Here is a 17,527-nt window from a genome sequence, read left to right as displayed (position 1 = left end):
CCGAACGGTTCCGTGCCCCGTCGAACGTTTATGAAGTCTCCTCGATCGAAACTACGGAACACTCCGGGCTGGATCGGCGCGACTCTGGCAGCGGTGGCTGTCGTGTCCGGCGCGGCGGTGGGAGCACAGGCGTCGCCCTCCGGTCCGGCATCGTCGGCGAGCGGATCGATCGTGCCCGCAGGATCGTCCACAGCGAACGATCCGCACGAGGCGGCGGCCCAGCGCGAGGCCGTGCGGATGCTCGCAGCCTTCCAGGCTCCGCCGGGAGCGACCCTGGCCGCGAACCAGCCGGATCCGCTGCCGTCCGGCCTGGACCGCCCGCCGATGAAGTCGGCCGCGGAGTCCCAGGTCGCGTCGGTCGGCTGGTATGAGACCTCGCAGAGTCCGGACGACGTGCTGGCCTGGGTCAAGGCGCATCCGCCGACCGGGTCGGCCTTGTCGGGAGGGGGCAGCGGGTCCGGGCCCGGCTTCGTGACCTTCTCCTTCCCCGGGCCGGGTCGCGCCAACTGGCTGATCGTGACGCCGCAGAGCGCGGCCGACGGCCGGACGATCATCCGGCTCGACGCCTCCGCAGTCTGGACGCCGTCACGGCCTTCGGGCTCGACGCTCGGCTACACCGCGACGTCCGTGTCCGTGGTCACCGTGAACCCGATGAACCCGCAGTTCGCCCTGCCCGCCGACGAGACCGCCACCCACACGAGCACTGATCCGGCCGTCGTCCACCAGGTCGTCGACCTGCTCAACGCTCTGCAGCCGCCGGTCCCGGGGACCAAGAACTGCGCGGCGGACATGGGCATCACGGTCCGGATCACGCTGCCGGGCCTGGCGACGGCCGCCGCACAGGCGGGCGGGTGCGGCGAGGTCGTGATCACCCCGCAGGGCGGCGCGCCCGAGTACTACGACGGCGCCGCCGATCTCATCCCCAAGGTCTACACATTGTTCGGCGTCACTTGGAGCCGATCAACAGGTCTCCCACCAGGTATTGCCAGGACCGGGGCAGCCGGGACCCGGTGACCGTCGCGAACGCCAGCACCCGGCTCGGGATGCAGACCGGCTTGCCCGCCGCCACCGCCGCCAGCCCGCGCGCCACGATCGCCTCCGGCGACTGCCAGAACATCTTCGGCAGCCGGTTGTCGAACCCGTGGTCGGTGAGCGGCGTCGGTGACGGGCCGGCCACCAGGGCGGTGACGTGCACGCCCTTCCGGCGGGTCTCGCGGTGCAGGTTCTCGCTGAAGGTCAGGACGAACGCCTTGCTCGCGGCGTAGGTCGTCGCCCGCGGCGTCGGCGAGGTGGCGGCCAGCGAGGAGAGGTTGAGGATGCCGCCGTGGCCGGCCGCGGTCATCCGCGGCAGCGCGGCGTGGCTCAGCCGCATCAGCGCCATGACGTTCAGCGCCACCTTGTTGATCTCGCCTTCGGCCGGCAGCTTCACGAACTCGCCGGTCGTGCCCACCCCGGCGTTGTTCACCAGGAGGTCGACCGGCTTCGCGGTGTCCCGCAGGCGCTCCTCGACCACCGCCAGCCCGGCCGGATCGGTCAGGTCCGCGGGCAGGATCTCGGTCTCGGTGCCCAGCTCGGCGGCGAGCTTCTCCAGCACCTCGCCGCGCCGGGCGACCAGCACCAGCGCGGTGCCGCGCGCGGACAGCTGCCGGGCGAACTGCTCGCCGAACCCGGACGACGCCCCGGTCACCAGGGCTCTGGCATAGGTCTGCTTCATCATCACACCGGCTGGTCGACGTTGTCGGTACGGAAGGCGATCGCGGCCCGGCCGGCCGGGTCGAACAGGTCCAGCAGGCCGGTCAGCGGCTCGTCGGGGACGTCGGGCGTCCACAGCTCCACGGCCATCTCGCCGTGGTAGAGCATCGGCCAGCGCACGTAGGAGCGGGAGTCGCCGGCGTCGTTGATGGCCTGCGAGCGCCGCACGGTCGCGGCGGCGACGTCCACCATCAGGTCGGTTCCGCAGCCGAAGCCGTAGGGGTAGGCGGTGCGGTCCGGCGGGATGCTCTCGATCAGCGTCTCGTCGGCCTCGTCGACGCCGACGTGCGCGTGCAGCCCGCCGCGGACCGAGGGCACCTCGACGGTGCCGTTCGGGTCGGGGCGCCATATCCCGCTGGCGTCCTTGCTGACCCGGATCTTGGGAGCGGCGGCCATCAGCGCGCAGACTTCCCACGCCTCGACCGACGGGCCCTTCTGCCCGGCTCCGCCGACCTCCAGCAGCCGCAGCCGGCCGCCGTCCAGTTGGTGGTCCACCACCACGACGTCCTCAGGCCGCAGGTCCCGCTTGTCGACCTCGAAGCTGCCGGACGCGGTGACCACCAACGCCTGCAGGTCCGGGTCGAAGACGAACATCATGCCCTCGCTGAACCCCTTGATGCCGAGGTAGCGCTGGTAGGCGGAGGCCATGGTGACCGAGACGTAGTCGGAGACGCGGTGCGGCGGGGGCAGCAGGCCGAGGCTGCCCATCCGGCGCCCGGCGGTGACCAGCACCTGCGGGGAGCGCGCGGCGTCGAAGTCCGAGGTCGGCACGGAGTCCGGTATCCGGTCCAGGCGGTCGTTGACCTCGGTGGCGCAGGCCGTGGCGACCAGCCGGTCGCGGATGTCCCGGACTATGTCCACGGTGACCGACGGGTGGCCGCCCTCCATGGTGCACAGGGTGGCCTCGCGGATCTCGCCGGTCTCCGGGTCCGGATAGACGAAGAGCGTCTTCGGCGACCCGACCCGGGCCATCAGGACCCGCGCCAGCTGCACCACTTCCAGGTGCTTGGCCCCGGCCAGCGGCTCGTCGACCTCGAACACCCCGACCAGGTTCCGGACCCCGCCGCGCACGTCGCCGGTGCGCCGCAGGCTCACCATCAGCGGCGGGTACTGCTCGGCGACGCGGTCCAGCAGGGTGCCGGGACCGGCCGGGACGGGTATGTGGACCAGCAGCACGTCCAGCTCGACGCGCTTGCCGGCGCCGGCGACCGAGCTGGGCCGGCCGACCTCGTGGCCCTGGTCGGCGAACGCTTTGCACAGGTCGTCGAGGAACGACTGCACCGCACCCTGCCCGGGGGCGACGGCGTCGACGCGACAGACCCGCCACCACGGCAGCGCGGTCAGGTCGAAGCGGTCCGCCCCGTGGGTGCCATGCCAGGTATCGAGCATGGACCGTACGCTACCCGAGGGACGGGGATTACTACCCCATTCGGCCTAGCCAATGGCCGCACCGATTGCCAGGAAGCCACAGATCACGACCAACATCACCGCCAGATACGGCAGGATGAATCGGATGTACTTGTCGTAACCGACCTTGGCCAGCGTCAGGCCTCCCATGATCACGGCACTGGTCGGGACGAAGAGGTTCATGAAGCCGTTGGAGTTGCACCACGCGGTGACCACGAGCGACTTGGGCACGTTGGCGAAGGCCGCGAGCGGCGCCATGATCGGCATCACCAGCGTGGCGTGCCCGGACGTGGACGGGATCAGGAACGCCAGCGGCAGGTTCACGACGAACACCAGGATGGAGAACACCGCCGACGTGGTGCCGTGGACGGCGCCCTCCAGCGCGTGCAGCACCGTGTCGGTGATCTTCGCGTTGTTCATGATCACCGTGATGCCCCGGGCCAGCGCCACCACCAGCGCCGGCGAGATGAAGTCGGCGGCCCCGGAGATGATGGTGCCGGTCAGCTTCGCCTCGTTCATCCGCGCGATCACCCCGATCACGACACCGGCCAGCAGGAACATCGCAGCCAACTGCGGGAACGACCAGTCCAGCTGCCAGGAGTAGGCGGCGGCGTCGGACTTGCCGGTGATCACCGAGGCCCAGGGGATGACCGAGAAGATCATCAGCGCGAAGGTCAGCCCGGTGGCGATCAGCGCCGACTTCTGCGTGCCGGTCAACGGCGGCGGCTCCTCCGCCGAACCGGCCGCGACCTCGTGGTCGCCGGGCAGGAAGCCGACGACCGAGTGGGCCGGATCGGTGCGCACGCGTGCGGCGTAGCGCAGGACGAAGGCGATGGTCACGACGGTGAGCACGACGAGCATGAGCCCGCGCAGCACGATGCCGTCTCCGATGGAGATCCCGGCGGCCGAGGAGGCGACGCCGATGGCGAACGGGTTCACCGTCGAGCACAGCACGCCGATGCCGGAGCTGAGCAGGATCGCGGCCACCGCGACCATCCGGTCGTAGCCCAGGGCCAGCGACAGCGGCACGATCAGGCCGTAGAAGCCGAGCGTCTCCTCCGACCAGCCCTCGACCGAGCCCAGCAGCGCGAACACCGCCATGATCGCGATGATCAGCAGCGCCCCGCGCTCGCGCAGGCGGTGCGCCAGCCGGCCGATGCCGGTGTCCAGGGCGCCGGTGGCGAACAGGACCGTGATGAAGGCGCCGATGGCCAGGACGAAGAAGAACACGCCGACGCTGCCGTAGAGCGAGCCGTCGTTCTCGGTGGAGACCTGGCCGGACTTGGCGTCCTGGATGCCGTAGAGGCCGTTGACCGGGGACATCGCCAGGTTGCTGACCCGGCCGCCGAAGGACAGGGGCGAGGAGATGCGGTGGTAGGTGCCCTGGACCGGGTTGCCGGCGTCGTTGCGCTCGTACTCGCCGCTGGGGATGAAGAAGGCCGCGATCCAGACCAGGATGGTGACGATCGCCAGGACGGTCATGGCGCTGGGGAAGGAGCGCGTGCGCGCACCGCCGGTGTCCTGCCCGTCTTGCCGCTGATCGTCCTGTTGCTGATCATCCTGCTGCCGGTCGTCCGCCATGCACCGAATGTCACAGAAAGACCGCCCCGAATGGGTGAGGCTCGCAAGCCGGTGCGCTTTCCGGGTGGAACTTTGGAACACATGAGCCACCCGGTCCGCGTCCTGCGTCATGTGTGGATCCCGATGCGCGACGGCGTGCGGCTGTCGGCCCGGATCTGGCTGCCGGCGGACACCGACGAGCCACAGCCGGCGGTAATGGAATACATCCCTTATCGGAAGAACGACGGCACAGCACCGCGCGACCTGACGCTGCACGCCGCCTTCGCCGCGGCCGGCTACGCCGCGCTCCGCGTCGACAACCGTGGCAGCGGCGACTCCGAGGGCATCATGCTCGACGAGTACCACCCCACGGAGCAGGACGACGCGCTGCAGATCCTGCAGTGGCTGGCCGCGCAGCCCTGGTGCGACGGCAATGTGGCGATGATCGGAAAATCGTGGGGCGGCTTCAATGGCTTGCAAGTAGCGGCCCTGACCCCACCCCAACTGAAATGCATTGTCACCGTCTGCTCCACCGACGACCGCTACGCGGACGACGTCCACTACCTCGGCGGATCACTGGTCGCCTCCGAGGCACTGCCCTGGGCCTCGACCATGCTCTGCTACAACGCCAGGCCCCCGGACCCCGACGCGGTCGGCCCCGGCTGGCGCGAGGAGTGGTTCCGGCGCATGGCGGAGACGCCGCCGTACATCGGCACGTGGCTGGCACACCAGAGGCGAGACGCGTACTGGAGGCACGGCTCGGTGATCGAGGACCCGTCGGGCATCAAGGCGGCGGTCCTGGCGGTCGGCGGCTGGGCCGACCCCTACCGCGGCGCAGTGTTCCGCCTCCTCGACGAACTCACCCCACTGGGCACTCCCGTCAAAGGTCTGATCGGCCCCTGGGCTCATACATATCCACATCAGGCGGTCCCCGGACCCGCGATGGATTTCATCGGCGAATGTTTGAAATGGTTTGACCGATTCCTCCGCGAAAACGCGCACCAGGATGAAGAACTGCCCGCACTGAGAGCCTGGATGCCGAACCCGGCACCCCTCGGCTCGGACGCCGACGAGCGCCCGGGACGCTGGGTGGTGGAGCCGACCTGGCCGCCGGAAAACGCGGAGCGGCATGGTTTTCACACCTGTCGGCTGATCGGCCGCCACCTCCACCTGCACGAACCGACCACCGGCTCCCTGACCGCCACCGGCGACGAAGCGGTGCTCCGCTCCTCGCTGGCGATCGGCTCGGCGGCCGGCAACGTCCTCCAGTTCGGCGACACCGCCGGGCGGCCCGGCGACCAGGCAGCGGACGACGGCCGGTCGCACACGTTCACCTCGTGCCCACTCCCCGAGCAGCTGGAGATCCTCGGCCGCGCGAGCGTCGAGCTACTGATCGACGCCGACCAGCCCACCGCCCAACTCGCCATCCGCCTCTGCGAGCTCACCCCCGACGGCACCTCCCGCCTGGTCACCACCGGAGCCCTGAACCTGACCCACCGCGACAGCCACGAACACCCGGCGGCGCTGGAACCGGGCAAGCCGTACCGCGTCACGATCCCCCTGTTCGCCACCGGGCACGCCTTCGGCATGGGCAACCGCATCCGACTGACGGTGTCAGCATCCTTCTGGCCCTGGCTGTGGCCCTCCCCCACACAAACAGCGGTCACCATCCACCCCGAAGGCGGCACCCTGCACCTCCCCATCCGCACCCCGGACCCCGCCCTGGACGGCCCGGCGACGGCGCCGCCCCGACCAGACCCGCCGAGCCCGTTCGACGTAGTCGACGTCCCCGCCACCCGCACCATCACCTGGGACCCAGTCACCCACACCCAGACCATCGAGATGACCTTCTCCGACGGCACCACCACCGACCACACCGACGGCCTGACCCGCACCGAGACCGAACTGAACCGCTTCCACCTGACCGAAGGCGACCCGCACTCCGCAGCCGTGGAGTGCGAACGCACCGACACCATCAGCCGCGGCGAGTGGGAGACGGAGGTACGGACGTTCTCTCGGATGACGTGTACGGAGGCTGAGTTCTTGGTGGTGGACCGGCTGGTCGCCTACGAGGGCGGGGTGGAGGTTTTCACGAAGAGTTGGACGACTTCGGTGCCTCGGGATTTGGTGTGAACAAGCAAAAGGCTCGTCTTCCGAAGAAGACGAGCCTTTTCACGAGCGTCGGGGTGTCGCCCCTTCTCGGTTTAGTCCATAGGCCTTCGTTGTTGTAAGAGGCCTTTCGTTTCCCGCCGAGATAGCTGGACTAGCGTTCCATCCTGCGTTCGGCGCCATACACGCCCGGAAGCATCGCGGAACGTCATGTCGATCGTGATCTGATCGTGAAGCTCTTCACGCTTTAGCATGACTCGCGCGGATTCACGAGGATCTCCATACAAATCCTCACCGTCGACCTCTTCGGTGCCGTACAGCTCACGAAGCGTCTGGGTTACATGAGCCGCGACGATAGTCCCGAAGCCCCATTCCTCCACCGGCGTAGAGGTGGGGCCGTGCGTACCACGATGGAACGTGAAAGCGACCTCGCCTGCGACGTAGCCCTTCCCCTGGATGTTGTAGACCGGTCCTGAGCCGCTGTTCATATAGAACACCCGCACACGATCGTCGTCCTTCGAGTACTCGGCCCACATGGCGAACTTCGTCGCTTGTTCGCTCCTGCGGTCCTAGGCCATTATGCGCAGCTGCCGCCACACGGGGAAGGCTGCCACAAAAGCACCGAGCGCCGCTGCCCCCGTCGCGACGGCCGTGACCCAGTCGGTGATACTGGGTCCGCCTTGGTCAGCAGCCTTGATGATGATGATTAAGGGCCCGTGCATAGCCGTCTGCCGATGCTCCTGTATTTGGCCCTGTCGGACGGACATAGTCACTCAGTTAGTCACTCGGGTACGAAAGAGGGGCTTACCCGATCTTCGGATAAGCCCCTCATCAGGTCGGGGTGACAGGATTTGAACCTGCGGCCTCTACGTCCCGAACGTAGCGCGCTACCAAGCTGCGCCACACCCCGATCGTGCGTGGACAGTCTACCCAAACGTGGCCGGATAGCGAAAACGACTTAACTGTGCAGGTCAGGGCTTCGTGGGTGGGTTCATGATCGGGGGGTCAGGGTCAGGAGGGTGGCTTCTGGGGGGCAGCAGAAGCGGACTTGGGCGAAGCGGCTGGTGCCGCAGCCGGCTGAGACGTGGAGGTGGGACTCGGCGTAGGTGGACAGGCCGGCGGCTCGGCGGCGGTCGAGGTCGCAGTTGGTCACCAGGGCGCCGTAGAGGGGGAGGCGGAGTTGGCCGCCGTGGGTGTGGCCGGCCAGGATCAGGGGGAGGCCGTCGGCTGACATCGCGTCCAGGACTCGGCGGTAGGGGGCGTGGACTACGCCGATGGTCACGTCGGTGCCGGGGAGGGTGCGGGCGGCGCTGTGGGTGCCAGAGGTGCCGGAGGCGCTCTGGGCCCCGGGGGCGGGTTCCTCTTCGGTGGCGGTGGTGAGGGCGCTGGATGCTGTGGCGTAGTCGTCGCGGCGGATGTGCGGGTCGTCGACGCCCACCAGGCCTACCACCGGGCCCGCGGCGCCCGGGAGCGTCAGGCGGTCGGTGCGGTTGGTCAGGTCCAGCCAGCCTGCTTTGGTGAAGCCGTCGCGGATCTTCTGCCAGTCGTTCGCCGGGCCCTGGCCGCGGGTGCGCTTGCTCGGGTCGCCGCCGCGCAGGTACTTCGTCGGGTTCAGGGGCTTGGCCGCCAGGTAGTCGTTGGAGCCCATGACGAAGGCGCCGGGCAGCTCCATCAGGGGCTCCAGGGCGTCCAGGACCGAGCCGACGCCGTCCGGGTGCGACAGGTTGTCGCCGGTGTTCACCACGAAGTCCGGCTCCAGGGCGGCCAGGGAGCGCAGCCAGCGGACCTTGCGGTACTGCTCGGGGATCATGTGGATGTCCGAGACCTGCAGGATCCGGAACGGCCTGACCCCGCGCGGGAGCACCGGGACCTCGTAGCGGCGGAGCCGGAAGAGGTTGGGCTCGACCTTGTGGGCGTAGGCCAGCCCGGCTGCTGCCGCGCCGAGGAGGGACACCGGGACTGTCACGAGCTTCCGCATGGATTCCATTATCGGCCTCGGGGGAAATCTCGCGGCCGGACCGGGGGAGTTGATGACACACTGGTGTGGCAGCCAGAAGGGATGATCATGACCGCGCTGAAGGAAACGCTCCGCACCGATCTCACCGCCGCTATGAAGAGCCGCGACGAGTTGGTGACCGCCACCCTACGGATGGCGCTGACCGCCGTCGGCAACGAGGAAGTGGCCGGCAAGGTGGCGCGCGAGCTGTCCGACGCCGAGGTCGTCCAGGTACTCACCCGGGAGGCCAAGAAGCGCCGCGAGGCCGCCGAGGCCTTCGAGAACGGCGGCCGCCCCGAGCAGGCCGCCCGGGAGAAGGCCGAGGGCGAGGTCCTGGCCCGCTACCTGCCAACGCAGCTCAGCGACGAGGAGCTGACCGCGCTGGTCGCCGAGGCCATTGCCGAGACCGGCGCCGAGGGCCCCAAGGGCATGGGCCTGGTGATGAAGGCGCTGAACCCGAAGATCGCCGGACGGGCCGAGGGCGGCCGGGTCGCCGCCGCGGTGAAGTCCGCGCTGGCCTAAGGCGCGTAAGGCGCCTAGGGCGCGTAAGGCACATCGGAGCTGAGGCTCCCTACGGCAGAGCCGTCACGTTGGACGCGGCGTCGATCGCAAAGCACGTCGATCGACGCCGCTGCCATGTCCGCCCCCGGGCGTTCGGCCGTAATGTTGATCCATGGCGAATCCCGAGACCTTCACGGTCCGCTACCTCGGCGGCCCCTCGGCCCTGCTCGACTACGGCGGCGTCACGATCCTCGTGGACCCGACCTTCGACCCGCCCGGCGATCACCCGATCGGCACGCGGGTCCTGACCAAGACCGCCGGCCCCGCCCTGACCGCCGACGAGGTCGGCGCCGTGGACGTCGTCCTGCTGTCCCACGACCAGCACCCTGACAACCTCGACGACGCCGGGCGCGACTACGTCGACACCGCCCGCCTGGTCCTGAGCACCCGCTCGGCCGAGGAGCGCCTGGGCGGCGCGGTGCTGGGCCTGCCGAACTGGGTCAGCCAGGAGTTCGACCGCCCCGGCGGCGGCACCGCCCTGGTCACCGGGGTCCCGGCGCTGCACGGCCCGGAGGGCAGCGAGCCGCTGGTCGGCGAGGTCACCGGCTTCGTCCTGACCGGCGAGGACCTGCCGACCGTCTACATCAGCGGCGACAACGCCTCCCTGGACCGGGTCCGCGAGATCGCCGCCCGCTACGCCCCGGTCGACGTGGCCCTGCTGTTCGCCGGCGGGGCCCGCACCCCGCTGCTCGACTTCGCCTACCTGACGCTGACCAGCGCCGAGGCCGCCGAGGCGGCGGGGATCCTGCAGGCCGGAGCGGTGGTCCCGCTGCACTTCGAGCAGTGGGCGCACTTCAGTGAGGGCGGCGAACAACTCCAGCAGGCGTTCGCCGCGGCCGGCCTGAGCGACCGGCTGCGGCTGCTCAAGCCCGGCGAGTCCGCCGGGTTCTGAGCGGCCGACGACGTTCTAACCGGCGACGTTCTAACCGGCGACTGAAGCGGTCTCGGGGACGGCCACCGGCCCCGGGACCGGCCCGAACCTGTCCAGCAGCGGCACCCGGTACAGGTTGGGCGCGATCCACCCGTGCCACAGACCGGTGAGGAAGATGATCGCCGCGGAACTGACCAGGACCGACCCCAGCACGTCGAAGGGGTAGTGCGCACCGATGTACAGCCGGTCGAAGCCGATCAGCAGCGTCCACACCGTCGCCAGCACGACCGCCACCCCGAACCACCGCGTCCGCACGGCCAGCAGGCACAGCGCGACGGCGAGCGAGAAGGCGAACGCGGTGTGCCCGGACGGGAACGAGTTCGACCCGGTCTCCGGCGCCAGCGAGTACACCGCCGGCGGCCGGTGCCGGGCCACGATGAGCTTCGCGATCTCCGAGCTGTTCCAGCCGACCGCGATCACCAGGAACGTGGCGGCGGCCTGCACCGGGTTGCGCCGCCACAGGAAGAACAGCGTGATCAGCGCCAGGATCACCAGTCCCCCGACCGGCGAGGCGACGTCCGCCAGGTCCAGCATCACCCGGTTCAGCCAGCCGGTCCGCAGCTGCTGGAGGTGTGAGTTCCACGACAACTCGGTACTCCGCGTCAGCGAGGTGTGCGCGGCGACCAAGCCCAGCGCCAGGGCGGCGGCGAACAGGGCCAGCGGGATCGCCAACCAGTGGCGTACCTTCGGCATCGCGGATACTCCTACGATCGGGGGATGCGGTTCATGGGCCGTGCAGGCAAAACTAGTGAACGCCCGGTGAACGAGACGTTCCCGTCCAGCAATCTACTACAAGCTGTAGCATCTATGCGGACGACACCGCACCCGCGGAGCCGGACGTGTGAGGAGACCGCCTGATGGCCACCGGACGCAGACCCTCCGGAGCACTCGAACAAGAAGTGCTGGCCGCGCTGTGGGCGGCGGGCGGCCCCCTGACCCCGGCCGCGGTCCAGGAGCAGGTGGGCGGCGGCCTGGCCTACACCACCGTGAAGACGATCCTGGACCGGCTCCACGACAAGAAGATGCTCACGCGCGTCCGCGAAGGTAAGGCCTTCGCCTACACGCCGGTCGTGGAGCAGGCCGACCTCGCGGCGGAGGCCATGCGCGCCGCGCTGGAAGGCAGCACCGATCGCCCCGCCGTGCTCTCGAAGTTCCTCGGAGAGATCTCCCCCGACGACGCCGCGATGATCCGCGAGTTGCTGGGGGATTCCCCGTGAGCGTCAACGTCTACCTCCCCCTGCTGGCCGCCCTGACGCTCGGCGCCGCGGGCCCCACCGTCGGCCGCCGCCTGCCGCCGGCCGTAGCCACCGTCCTGCTCACGGCCGCGGCCCTGGTCACCGCCATCACTTCGCTGGCGTCGCTGGCCCTGCTGACCGGCATCGTGGTCTTGCGCGTCCCGGAGATCGCCGCCGAGGGCCGGCTGTCGGACGCGGTCCTCAAGGACGGCCCGGTGAGCACGCTGGCCGGTGCCGTCGCGGGCCTCGCGCTCCTGGCCCTGGTCCCCTTCGCGATCCGCGCCGGCATCCGCCTGTGGCGCGAGTCCGCCCGCACCTACCGCCTCGCCAAAGCCTTCTCGGCCCATCCGGCCAGCATCGCCGTGATCCAGGACCCCCGCGCCCAGGCCTTCGCCGTGCCGGGGATCCCGTCCCTGCCGGGCCACGCCGCGATCCCGACCCGCATCGTGGCGACCGACTCGCTGCTACGCACCCTCACCGAGGACCAGCGGCGGGCCATGTTCGCCCACGAGCAGGCGCACCTGCGCCGGCGGCACCACCTCTACCTGCTGCTGACCAACCTCGCCGCCGTCGCGAACCCGCTGTTGTGGCGGCTGCCCGACGCGGTCACCGAGGCCACCGAGCGCTGGGCCGACGAAGACGCCGCGGTCGCGGTCGGCGATCGGGAAGTCCTGGCCCGCGCGCTCGGGCGTGCCGCGCTGTCGAACCTCCCGCGCACCGTCCCGGCGATGGCGCAGGCGCATGTGGGCAAGCGCGTTCGCGCGCTCATGGCGCCGCCCCCTCCGCGCCGCCGCACACTGGCCGCACTGCTGGGAATCGCTATAGCGGTGACCGTCTGGGCTTCCATCGACTCCGCGCGCGAGACCGAGGCCTTCTTCGACACCGCGCGCGACGCCTGGCACCACGCGCACCAGCACAGCGCGGAACACACCCACGTCATGGTCGCCGACCTCGGGATGCCGGTCCGAACCACCCCGATCGTCGGCGCCCAGGATTAGCCTGAAGTCATGTGCCGATCGATTAAGACTCTCCGTGAGCCGTATGTGGACGAGGCCACCGCAGAGGACGTCCGGGCCGCAGCGCTCCAGTACGTCCGCAAGATCAGCGGCTTCCGCGCGCCGAGCAAGGCCAACACCGAGGCCTTCGAGCTTGCCGTCGCAGCGGTGGCCGCCGCGACGCAGGACCTTCTGGACCACCTCGAAGTCCGTAAGCAGGCGCCGAGTGCCGCGTAAAGACCGCCGCGGCGGAAACGCTAAGGCGATTCCCACTGCGTGCCCCTGCGGAACCGGAAAGCTGTACGCCGACTGCTGTGGCCCGCTGCACTCCGAGCTAGCGACAGCCTCTACAGCGGAGCAACTTATGCGCTCCCGCTATAGCGCCTTCGTCGTAGAGGACGCGGCGTACCTGTTGAAGTCCCACCACTCCTCAACACGGCCCGCATTCATCTACTTCGAGCCGAAGCTCCGCTGGACCAGTCTGGAGATCGTCGGCACCACCGGCGGTACAACGTTCCATACCGACGGCTCCGTCGAATTCATCGCGCGCTACACGGACGCGGGCCGTCCCGGCTCCATGCGCGAGAACAGCTCCTTCGTCCGCGAGGACGGGAACTGGGTCTACCTCAACGCCCTGTAGTGGGCTGGCTCGTGCGCTTCTGCCCTGGTGCTTGGAAGTACGCCGTGACGTAAACGGACGCCCCACAGTCGGCCCGGAAACTCACGCTCTGCGCAGTCTGCGATCCGTACACCGAATACGCCACCGAGTAGGCGGACGACACCGGCGCTGAGGACGACGCCGAGCCGGACGGCGTCGGCTGGCTCGACGCCGACGTGGTCGGCCCCGACGGCGTCGGACCCGACGAGCTCGCGGTCGTCGTCGGACTCCCGCTGCTGGGCGGCACCGAAGACGGCGGAGTGGTCGGCGGGGGAATCGTCGGACAGGCCGTGGGAACCCACGCGAGCTGGAACTCGAACCGGTCGCCGGCCTGAAGCACCAGCTGCTGGCCGGTCGGGACCGTCGGCAGCAGCGGCGCGGCGGTCTGATCCGCCTTGTACACCGGGATCTTCGCCGGCTGGCCACCGGCGCCGAGCACCGTCAGACCCGGCATCCCCTGCAGCGTGCAGGCCGCTTTCGCCGTCCCCACAAAGGTTTCGTAAACGGTGCCCCCGGTCGCCCCGCTCTGGGTCGCGACCACCGACGACAGCGAAGAGTTCTGACACAGCGCGGTCAACGGGCTCCCGGTCGCCGTGCTCGCGGGCGACGGCGTGGTCGACGACGGCTTGGAGTTCCCGGACGCGGAAGCGAGCGAGGACGGCGCCTCGGCGCCGACCCCACCGCCGGAGCTCATGTCCTGGCCGCCGGGCGTGGCCGGACCGTGGCCCGAACCGCCGCCGGGCGCGTCGTTCGTCGCGGTCGTCATCAGGTTGCCGATGGTGGTCCCGTTGGTCTGCGAGGACCCGGAGTCGAAGGAACCGCGCGCGGCCAGCGTCGCCCCGGCGCTCACCGCGAAGACCGAGACGGCCGTGGCCGCCAGCGCCGTGTTGCGCCGACGCCGCCGCGCCGGAACCGCGCGCCGCAGATAGTCCAGCGTCCCCGGCAGTGGCTCCAGCGTCGAGACCGCCTGCTGGAACCGCTCCCGCAGGACCGCACCGATCTCGTCGAGGTCGTCGTCCGACGACTCCGAATCCCAGTGTCGGCCAACGTAATGCGCGCTCCGCCCCGCGTCCCCGTCCGGCGGCTGCGGCGCCATGTCGTCCTCATGTGGCGCGCTCACCGGAACGCCTCCATCCGTACCCGAAGGGCCTCGATCCCCCGAGACCCGTAAGCCTTGACCGACCCGATCGAGATCCCGAGCAGGTCGGCGACCTGCGCCTCGGTCAGATCCGAGAAATAGCGGAGCACCAGCACCTCGCGCTGGCGCCGCTGGATGCCCCGCAGGGCCTGGATCAGCGCGTCCTTCTCCAGCAGGTCGTACGCGCCCTCCTCGGCGCTGGCCATGTCCGGCATCGGCTTGGGCGCCAGCCGCATGCCGATCAGCCGTCGGCGCAGGGTCGAGCGCGAGAGGTTCACCACGGTCTGGCGCAGGTAGGCCAGCACCTTGTCCGCGTCCCGCACCCGCGAGCGCGCACTGTGCACCCGGATGAAGGCCTCCTGCACGACGTCCTCGCACGAGGCGAGATCGTCCAACAGGAGTGCGGCCAGTTTCAGCAGCGAGCCGTAGTGATCGCGATACGTCTCCGTGAGCAGGTCGACAGTGACGTCGCCGGCTTCTCGGTCAGACGACACCACTGCCCCACCCGTACGCAACGGCGACGTCAACACTCCAGCGCTCACATACGTTAGACACAGAACACCCCCGTAGAGTTGTACCGTCTACGAGGGTGTTCTGACAGGCACATACCTCTATTCCTACCCGAAGTGACCGGGTGATCAGAACCCTTAGACCCGTCCGGTCAGCTCCGCCGCGACCACTTCGGCGATCTGCGCGGTGTTCAGCGCGGCGCCCTTGCGCAAGTTGTCGCCGCAGACGAACAGCTCCAGCGACTTCGGGTCGTCCAGCGTGCGCCGGATCCGGCCCACCCACGTCGGATCGGTGCCGACCACGTCCGCCGGGGTCGGGAACTCCCCGGCCGCCGGGTCGTCGAGCACCACGACGCCGGGCGCGGCCCGCAGTATCTCGTGCGCGCCGGCCACGGTGACCTCGTCCTCGAAGCTGGCGTGCACGGAGACCGAGTGCGTGGTGACCACCGGGACCCGCACGCAGGTCGCCGAGACCCGCAGGTCCGGCAGGCCCAGGATCTTGCGCGACTCGTTGCGGATCTTCAGCTCCTCGGAGGACCAGCCGTCCTCCTTCAGCGAGCCGGCCCACGGCACCACGTTCAGCGCCAGCGGCGCCGGGAACGGGCCGAGGTCGCCGACCACGCCGCGCAGGTCGCCCGGGTGCGTGCCGAGGTTGGTGCCGGACACCTTCTCCATCTGCGCGCGGAGCGTGTCGATGCCGGGCTGCCCGGCGCCGGAGGCGGCCTGGTAGGACGCGGCCACGACCGAGGCCAGGCCGTAGCGCTGGTGCAGCGCGCCGAGCACGACGATCATCGACAGCGTCGTACAGTTCGGGTTGGCGATGATGCCCTTGGGCCGGTTGCGCGCCGCGGAGGCGTTCACCTCCGGCACCACCAGCGGCACCTGCGGGTCCATCCGGAAGGCGCCGGAGTTGTCCACGGCCACCGCGCCCTTGGCGGCGGCGATCGGGGCCCACTGCGCCGACACCTCGTCGGGCACGTCGAACATCACCACGTCGATGCCCTCGAAGGCCTCCTCCGACAGGGCTACGACCTCCAGCTGCTCGCCGCGGCAGGCCAGCTTGCGGCCGGCGCTGCGCGGCGAGGCGATCAAACGGATCTCGCCCCAGACGTCCTCGCGGGTGGACAGCAGGTCGAGCATCACGGTGCCGACCGCTCCGGTCGCCCCCACGACCGCCAGGGTGGGCTTCTTCACAGTCATCGGCCGGTGCCTCCGTAAACCACGGCTTCCTCGCTGTCGGCATCCAGGCCGAAAGCGGTGTGCAGCGCGGCGACGGCGTCCTTGACGACGTCGGCGCGGCAGACCACGGAGATGCGGATCTCCGAGGTCGAGATCATCTCGGCGTTCACGCCGACGTTGGACAGGGCCTCGAAGAACACCGCGGTCACCCCGGGGTGCGACTTCATGCCCGCGCCGACCAGCGACACCTTGGCGATCTGGTCGTCGAACAGCAGCGCCTCGAAGGCGATCGCGGGCTGCACCTTCTGCAGCGCGGTGATCGCCTTGCGGCCGTCGGCCACGGGCAGCGTGAAGGAGATGTCGGTCCGGCCGGTCGCCGCGGCCGAGATGTTCTGCACCACCATGTCGATGTTGAGCTCGGCGTCGGCGATGGTGCGGAAGATCTGGGCGGCCACGCCCGGCTTGTCGGGCACGCCGACGACCGTGACTTTCGCCTCGCTGGTGTCGTGGGCGACTCCGGCGATGATGGCTTGCTCCACGGTTGTTCCTCCTGCGTTCAAATCGGACACAGCTCTAGCACGGACCCAGGTGCCCTCGTGCTGTGAGAACGAGCTGCGGACATGGATCGGGACGTTGAACCGGCGCGCGTACTCCACGCTGCGCAGGTGCAGGATCTTCGCGCCGGACGCGGCGAGCTCCAGCATCTCCTCGTAGGCGACCCGGTTCAGCTTGCGGGCCTTGGGCACCAGCCGCGGGTCGGCCGAGAACACCCCGTCCACGTCGGTGTAGATCTCGCAGACGTCGGCGCCCAGGGCGGCCGCCAGCGCCACCGCCGTGGTGTCCGAGCCGCCGCGGCCCAGCGTGGTGATGTCCTTGGTGGTCTCCGAGACGCCCTGGAAGCCGGCCACGATGGTGATCGCGCCCTCGTCCAGCGCCGCGCGCAGCCGGCCCGGGGTCACCGAGGTGATGCGGGCCTTGTTGAACGACTGGTCCGTGATCACGCCGGCCTGCGAGCCGGTGAAGCTGCGCGCGTCTCCGCCCATGGAGTTGATGGCCATCGCCACCAGCGACATCGAGATGCGCTCGCCGGCGGTGAGCAGCATGTCGTACTCGCGGCCCTCCAGGATCGGCGCGACCTGCTTGGCCAGGTCGATCAGCTCATCGGTGGTGTCGCCCATGGCGGAGACCACGACGCACACCTCGTGCCCGGCCCGCCGCGTCTCCATGATGCGTTTGGCGACACGCTTGATGCTCTCGGCGTCGGCAACGGAGCTGCCTCCGTACTTCTGGACGATGAGGCCCACGCGGTGTCTCCCTCGGGTGAGGCGGTGTGCGGTGCAAAGGGCCGCCCGTAGACGGCCCGCCGCCTTCGAGTCTAGTCGGGGTCGCTGAGACGACCCTGAGCTCTCACCATGTGGGACCGCCGCCTGGCGCAGGTCAGGCGGCCAATCCCGACGATCTGGCGGATCCGGTCGACCACCGGTGGTCAGCCGGTGG

General features: G+C 69.7%; 18 protein-coding genes, 1 tRNA gene and 1 pseudogene. 9 read left to right on the top strand and 11 right to left on the bottom strand.

Translation table 11 applies throughout. The annotated features are described in order from the left end of the window. Positions 1 to 93 precede the first annotated feature (93 nt). A complete protein-coding gene (locus tag ABH935_RS16410; protein WP_370378734.1) occupies positions 94 to 1,014 on the top strand; it encodes a hypothetical protein in 921 nt (306 codons plus the stop codon). On the opposite strand, the gene ABH935_RS16405 is transcribed toward ABH935_RS16410, so the two are convergent. Genes ABH935_RS16405 through ABH935_RS16395 form a run of 3 tightly spaced genes read right to left on the bottom strand, consistent with a single transcriptional unit; the run spans position 947 to position 4,740 of the window. After that, positions 947 to 1,717, bottom strand: coding sequence for an SDR family NAD(P)-dependent oxidoreductase (locus ABH935_RS16405; RefSeq protein WP_370378733.1), 771 nt, complete (start codon positions 1,715 to 1,717; stop codon positions 947 to 949). The genes ABH935_RS16410 and ABH935_RS16405 overlap by 68 nt on opposite strands. Next, a complete protein-coding gene (locus tag ABH935_RS16400; RefSeq protein WP_370378732.1) occupies positions 1,717 to 3,141 on the bottom strand; it encodes a hypothetical protein in 1,425 nt (474 codons plus the stop codon). The genes ABH935_RS16405 and ABH935_RS16400 overlap by 1 nt, the downstream gene beginning before the upstream one ends. Positions 3,142 to 3,186: 45 nt before the next feature. Further along, entirely contained in the window at positions 3,187 to 4,740 is a 1,554-nt protein-coding gene (locus ABH935_RS16395; protein WP_370378731.1) for a YfcC family protein, read from the bottom strand. 81 nt (positions 4,741 to 4,821) lie between these two features. Here ABH935_RS16395 and ABH935_RS16390 point away from each other — a divergent pair, with 81 nt between their 5' ends. After that, positions 4,822 to 6,852 (top strand): CocE/NonD family hydrolase, encoded by a 2,031-nt coding sequence (locus ABH935_RS16390; protein ID WP_370378730.1) that lies wholly within the window; start codon positions 4,822 to 4,824, stop codon positions 6,850 to 6,852. A 71-nt stretch (positions 6,853 to 6,923) separates the two neighbouring features. Here the strand turns inward: ABH935_RS16390 and ABH935_RS16385 are convergent, their stop codons facing one another. The 3 genes from ABH935_RS16385 to ABH935_RS16375 all read right to left on the bottom strand — a co-directional run bounded on the left by ABH935_RS16385 (position 6,924) and on the right by ABH935_RS16375 (position 8,806). Then, the gene (locus ABH935_RS16385) at positions 6,924 to 7,364 is read right to left on the bottom strand and encodes a hypothetical protein (protein ID WP_370378729.1); all 441 of its coding nucleotides are present in this window, start codon (positions 7,362 to 7,364) and stop codon (positions 6,924 to 6,926) included. Between the two features lie 300 nt (positions 7,365 to 7,664). Continuing rightward, positions 7,665 to 7,738, bottom strand: a tRNA-Pro gene (locus ABH935_RS16380). Between the two features lie 81 nt (positions 7,739 to 7,819). Next, positions 7,820 to 8,806: a metallophosphoesterase gene (locus ABH935_RS16375; protein WP_370378728.1), complete on the bottom strand. Its 987-nt coding sequence runs from the start codon at positions 8,804 to 8,806 to the stop codon at positions 7,820 to 7,822. A gap of 87 nt (positions 8,807 to 8,893) precedes the next feature. Here ABH935_RS16375 and ABH935_RS16370 point away from each other — a divergent pair, with 87 nt between their 5' ends. Both ABH935_RS16370 and ABH935_RS16365 read left to right on the top strand, forming a co-directional pair. Further along, positions 8,894 to 9,346: a GatB/YqeY domain-containing protein gene (locus ABH935_RS16370; protein ID WP_370378727.1), complete on the top strand. Its 453-nt coding sequence runs from the start codon at positions 8,894 to 8,896 to the stop codon at positions 9,344 to 9,346. A gap of 151 nt (positions 9,347 to 9,497) precedes the next feature. Beyond that, positions 9,498 to 10,277 carry an MBL fold metallo-hydrolase gene (locus ABH935_RS16365; protein WP_370378726.1) on the top strand — a complete coding sequence of 260 codons (780 nt, stop codon included), beginning with the start codon at positions 9,498 to 9,500 and terminating at the stop codon, positions 10,275 to 10,277. A gap of 30 nt (positions 10,278 to 10,307) precedes the next feature. Here the strand turns inward: ABH935_RS16365 and ABH935_RS16360 are convergent, their stop codons facing one another. Further along, positions 10,308 to 11,009: a phosphatase PAP2 family protein gene (locus tag ABH935_RS16360; protein ID WP_370378725.1), complete on the bottom strand. Its 702-nt coding sequence runs from the start codon at positions 11,007 to 11,009 to the stop codon at positions 10,308 to 10,310. A 164-nt stretch (positions 11,010 to 11,173) separates the two neighbouring features. Between ABH935_RS16360 and ABH935_RS16355 the strand changes: the two genes are divergently transcribed. From ABH935_RS16355 to ABH935_RS16335, 5 genes and pseudogenes are all read left to right on the top strand, one after another. Beyond that, positions 11,174 to 11,533 carry a BlaI/MecI/CopY family transcriptional regulator gene (locus tag ABH935_RS16355; protein WP_370378724.1) on the top strand — a complete coding sequence of 120 codons (360 nt, stop codon included), beginning with the start codon at positions 11,174 to 11,176 and terminating at the stop codon, positions 11,531 to 11,533. Further along, positions 11,530 to 12,549 (top strand): M56 family metallopeptidase, encoded by a 1,020-nt coding sequence (locus ABH935_RS16350; protein ID WP_370378723.1) that lies wholly within the window; start codon positions 11,530 to 11,532, stop codon positions 12,547 to 12,549. Before ABH935_RS16355 ends, ABH935_RS16350 begins: the two co-directional genes overlap by 4 nt. Before the next feature lie 9 nt (positions 12,550 to 12,558). Beyond that, on the top strand, positions 12,559 to 12,783 hold the full coding sequence (locus ABH935_RS16345; RefSeq protein ID WP_370378722.1) for a DUF2277 domain-containing protein: 225 nt from the start codon (positions 12,559 to 12,561) through the stop codon (positions 12,781 to 12,783). Continuing rightward, positions 12,773 to 12,868, top strand: a pseudogene (locus ABH935_RS16340) (SEC-C metal-binding domain-containing protein); the annotation flags it as partial. The gene ABH935_RS16345 and the pseudogene ABH935_RS16340, both read left to right, overlap by 11 nt. Positions 12,869 to 12,910: 42 nt before the next feature. Further along, positions 12,911 to 13,186 (top strand): YchJ family protein, encoded by a 276-nt coding sequence (locus ABH935_RS16335; protein WP_370378797.1) that lies wholly within the window; start codon positions 12,911 to 12,913, stop codon positions 13,184 to 13,186. Here ABH935_RS16335 and ABH935_RS16330 read toward each other — a convergent pair. The 4 genes from ABH935_RS16330 to ABH935_RS16315 all read right to left on the bottom strand — a co-directional run bounded on the left by ABH935_RS16330 (position 13,173) and on the right by ABH935_RS16315 (position 17,334). Beyond that, entirely contained in the window at positions 13,173 to 14,324 is a 1,152-nt protein-coding gene (locus tag ABH935_RS16330) for a hypothetical protein (protein ID WP_370378721.1), read from the bottom strand. The two genes, ABH935_RS16335 and ABH935_RS16330, sit on opposite strands and share 14 nt — an antisense overlap. Further along, positions 14,321 to 14,839, bottom strand: coding sequence for a SigE family RNA polymerase sigma factor (locus ABH935_RS16325; RefSeq protein ID WP_370378720.1), 519 nt, complete (start codon positions 14,837 to 14,839; stop codon positions 14,321 to 14,323). Before ABH935_RS16325 ends, ABH935_RS16330 begins: the two co-directional genes overlap by 4 nt. 150 nt (positions 14,840 to 14,989) lie before the next feature. Further along, entirely contained in the window at positions 14,990 to 16,051 is a 1,062-nt protein-coding gene (locus ABH935_RS16320) for an aspartate-semialdehyde dehydrogenase (protein WP_370378719.1), read from the bottom strand. Then, positions 16,048 to 17,334: an aspartate kinase gene (locus ABH935_RS16315; RefSeq protein WP_370378718.1), complete on the bottom strand. Its 1,287-nt coding sequence runs from the start codon at positions 17,332 to 17,334 to the stop codon at positions 16,048 to 16,050. Before ABH935_RS16315 ends, ABH935_RS16320 begins: the two co-directional genes overlap by 4 nt. Positions 17,335 to 17,527: the final 193 nt, after the last annotated feature.

This window comes from Catenulispora sp. GAS73 (assembly GCF_041262085.1).
Taxonomy (GTDB): domain Bacteria; phylum Actinomycetota; class Actinomycetes; order Streptomycetales; family Catenulisporaceae; genus Catenulispora.
This window is presented reverse-complemented; position numbering and strand designations above follow the sequence as displayed.

What these genes read in the sequence shown, in the direction of transcription:
- ABH935_RS16405 (WP_370378733.1), bottom strand. Translation starts at nt 1,717, where the DNA reads ATGATGAAGCAGACCTATGCCAGAGCCCTGGTGACCGGGGCGTCGTCC.
- ABH935_RS16400 (WP_370378732.1), bottom strand. Translation starts at nt 3,141, where the DNA reads ATGCTCGATACCTGGCATGGCACCCACGGGGCGGACCGCTTCGACCTG.
- ABH935_RS16395 (WP_370378731.1), bottom strand. Translation starts at nt 4,740, where the DNA reads ATGGCGGACGACCGGCAGCAGGATGATCAGCAACAGGACGATCAGCGG.
- ABH935_RS16390 (WP_370378730.1), top strand. Translation starts at nt 4,822, where the DNA reads ATGAGCCACCCGGTCCGCGTCCTGCGTCATGTGTGGATCCCGATGCGC.
- ABH935_RS16385 (WP_370378729.1), bottom strand. Translation starts at nt 7,364, where the DNA reads ATGTGGGCCGAGTACTCGAAGGACGACGATCGTGTGCGGGTGTTCTAT.
- ABH935_RS16375 (WP_370378728.1), bottom strand. Translation starts at nt 8,806, where the DNA reads ATGCGGAAGCTCGTGACAGTCCCGGTGTCCCTCCTCGGCGCGGCAGCA.
- ABH935_RS16370 (WP_370378727.1), top strand. Translation starts at nt 8,894, where the DNA reads ATGACCGCGCTGAAGGAAACGCTCCGCACCGATCTCACCGCCGCTATG.
- ABH935_RS16365 (WP_370378726.1), top strand. Translation starts at nt 9,498, where the DNA reads ATGGCGAATCCCGAGACCTTCACGGTCCGCTACCTCGGCGGCCCCTCG.
- ABH935_RS16360 (WP_370378725.1), bottom strand. Translation starts at nt 11,009, where the DNA reads ATGCCGAAGGTACGCCACTGGTTGGCGATCCCGCTGGCCCTGTTCGCC.
- ABH935_RS16355 (WP_370378724.1), top strand. Translation starts at nt 11,174, where the DNA reads ATGGCCACCGGACGCAGACCCTCCGGAGCACTCGAACAAGAAGTGCTG.
- ABH935_RS16345 (WP_370378722.1), top strand. Translation starts at nt 12,559, where the DNA reads ATGTGCCGATCGATTAAGACTCTCCGTGAGCCGTATGTGGACGAGGCC.
- ABH935_RS16335 (WP_370378797.1), top strand. Translation starts at nt 12,911, where the DNA reads ATGCGCTCCCGCTATAGCGCCTTCGTCGTAGAGGACGCGGCGTACCTG.
- ABH935_RS16320 (WP_370378719.1), bottom strand. Translation starts at nt 16,051, where the DNA reads ATGACTGTGAAGAAGCCCACCCTGGCGGTCGTGGGGGCGACCGGAGCG.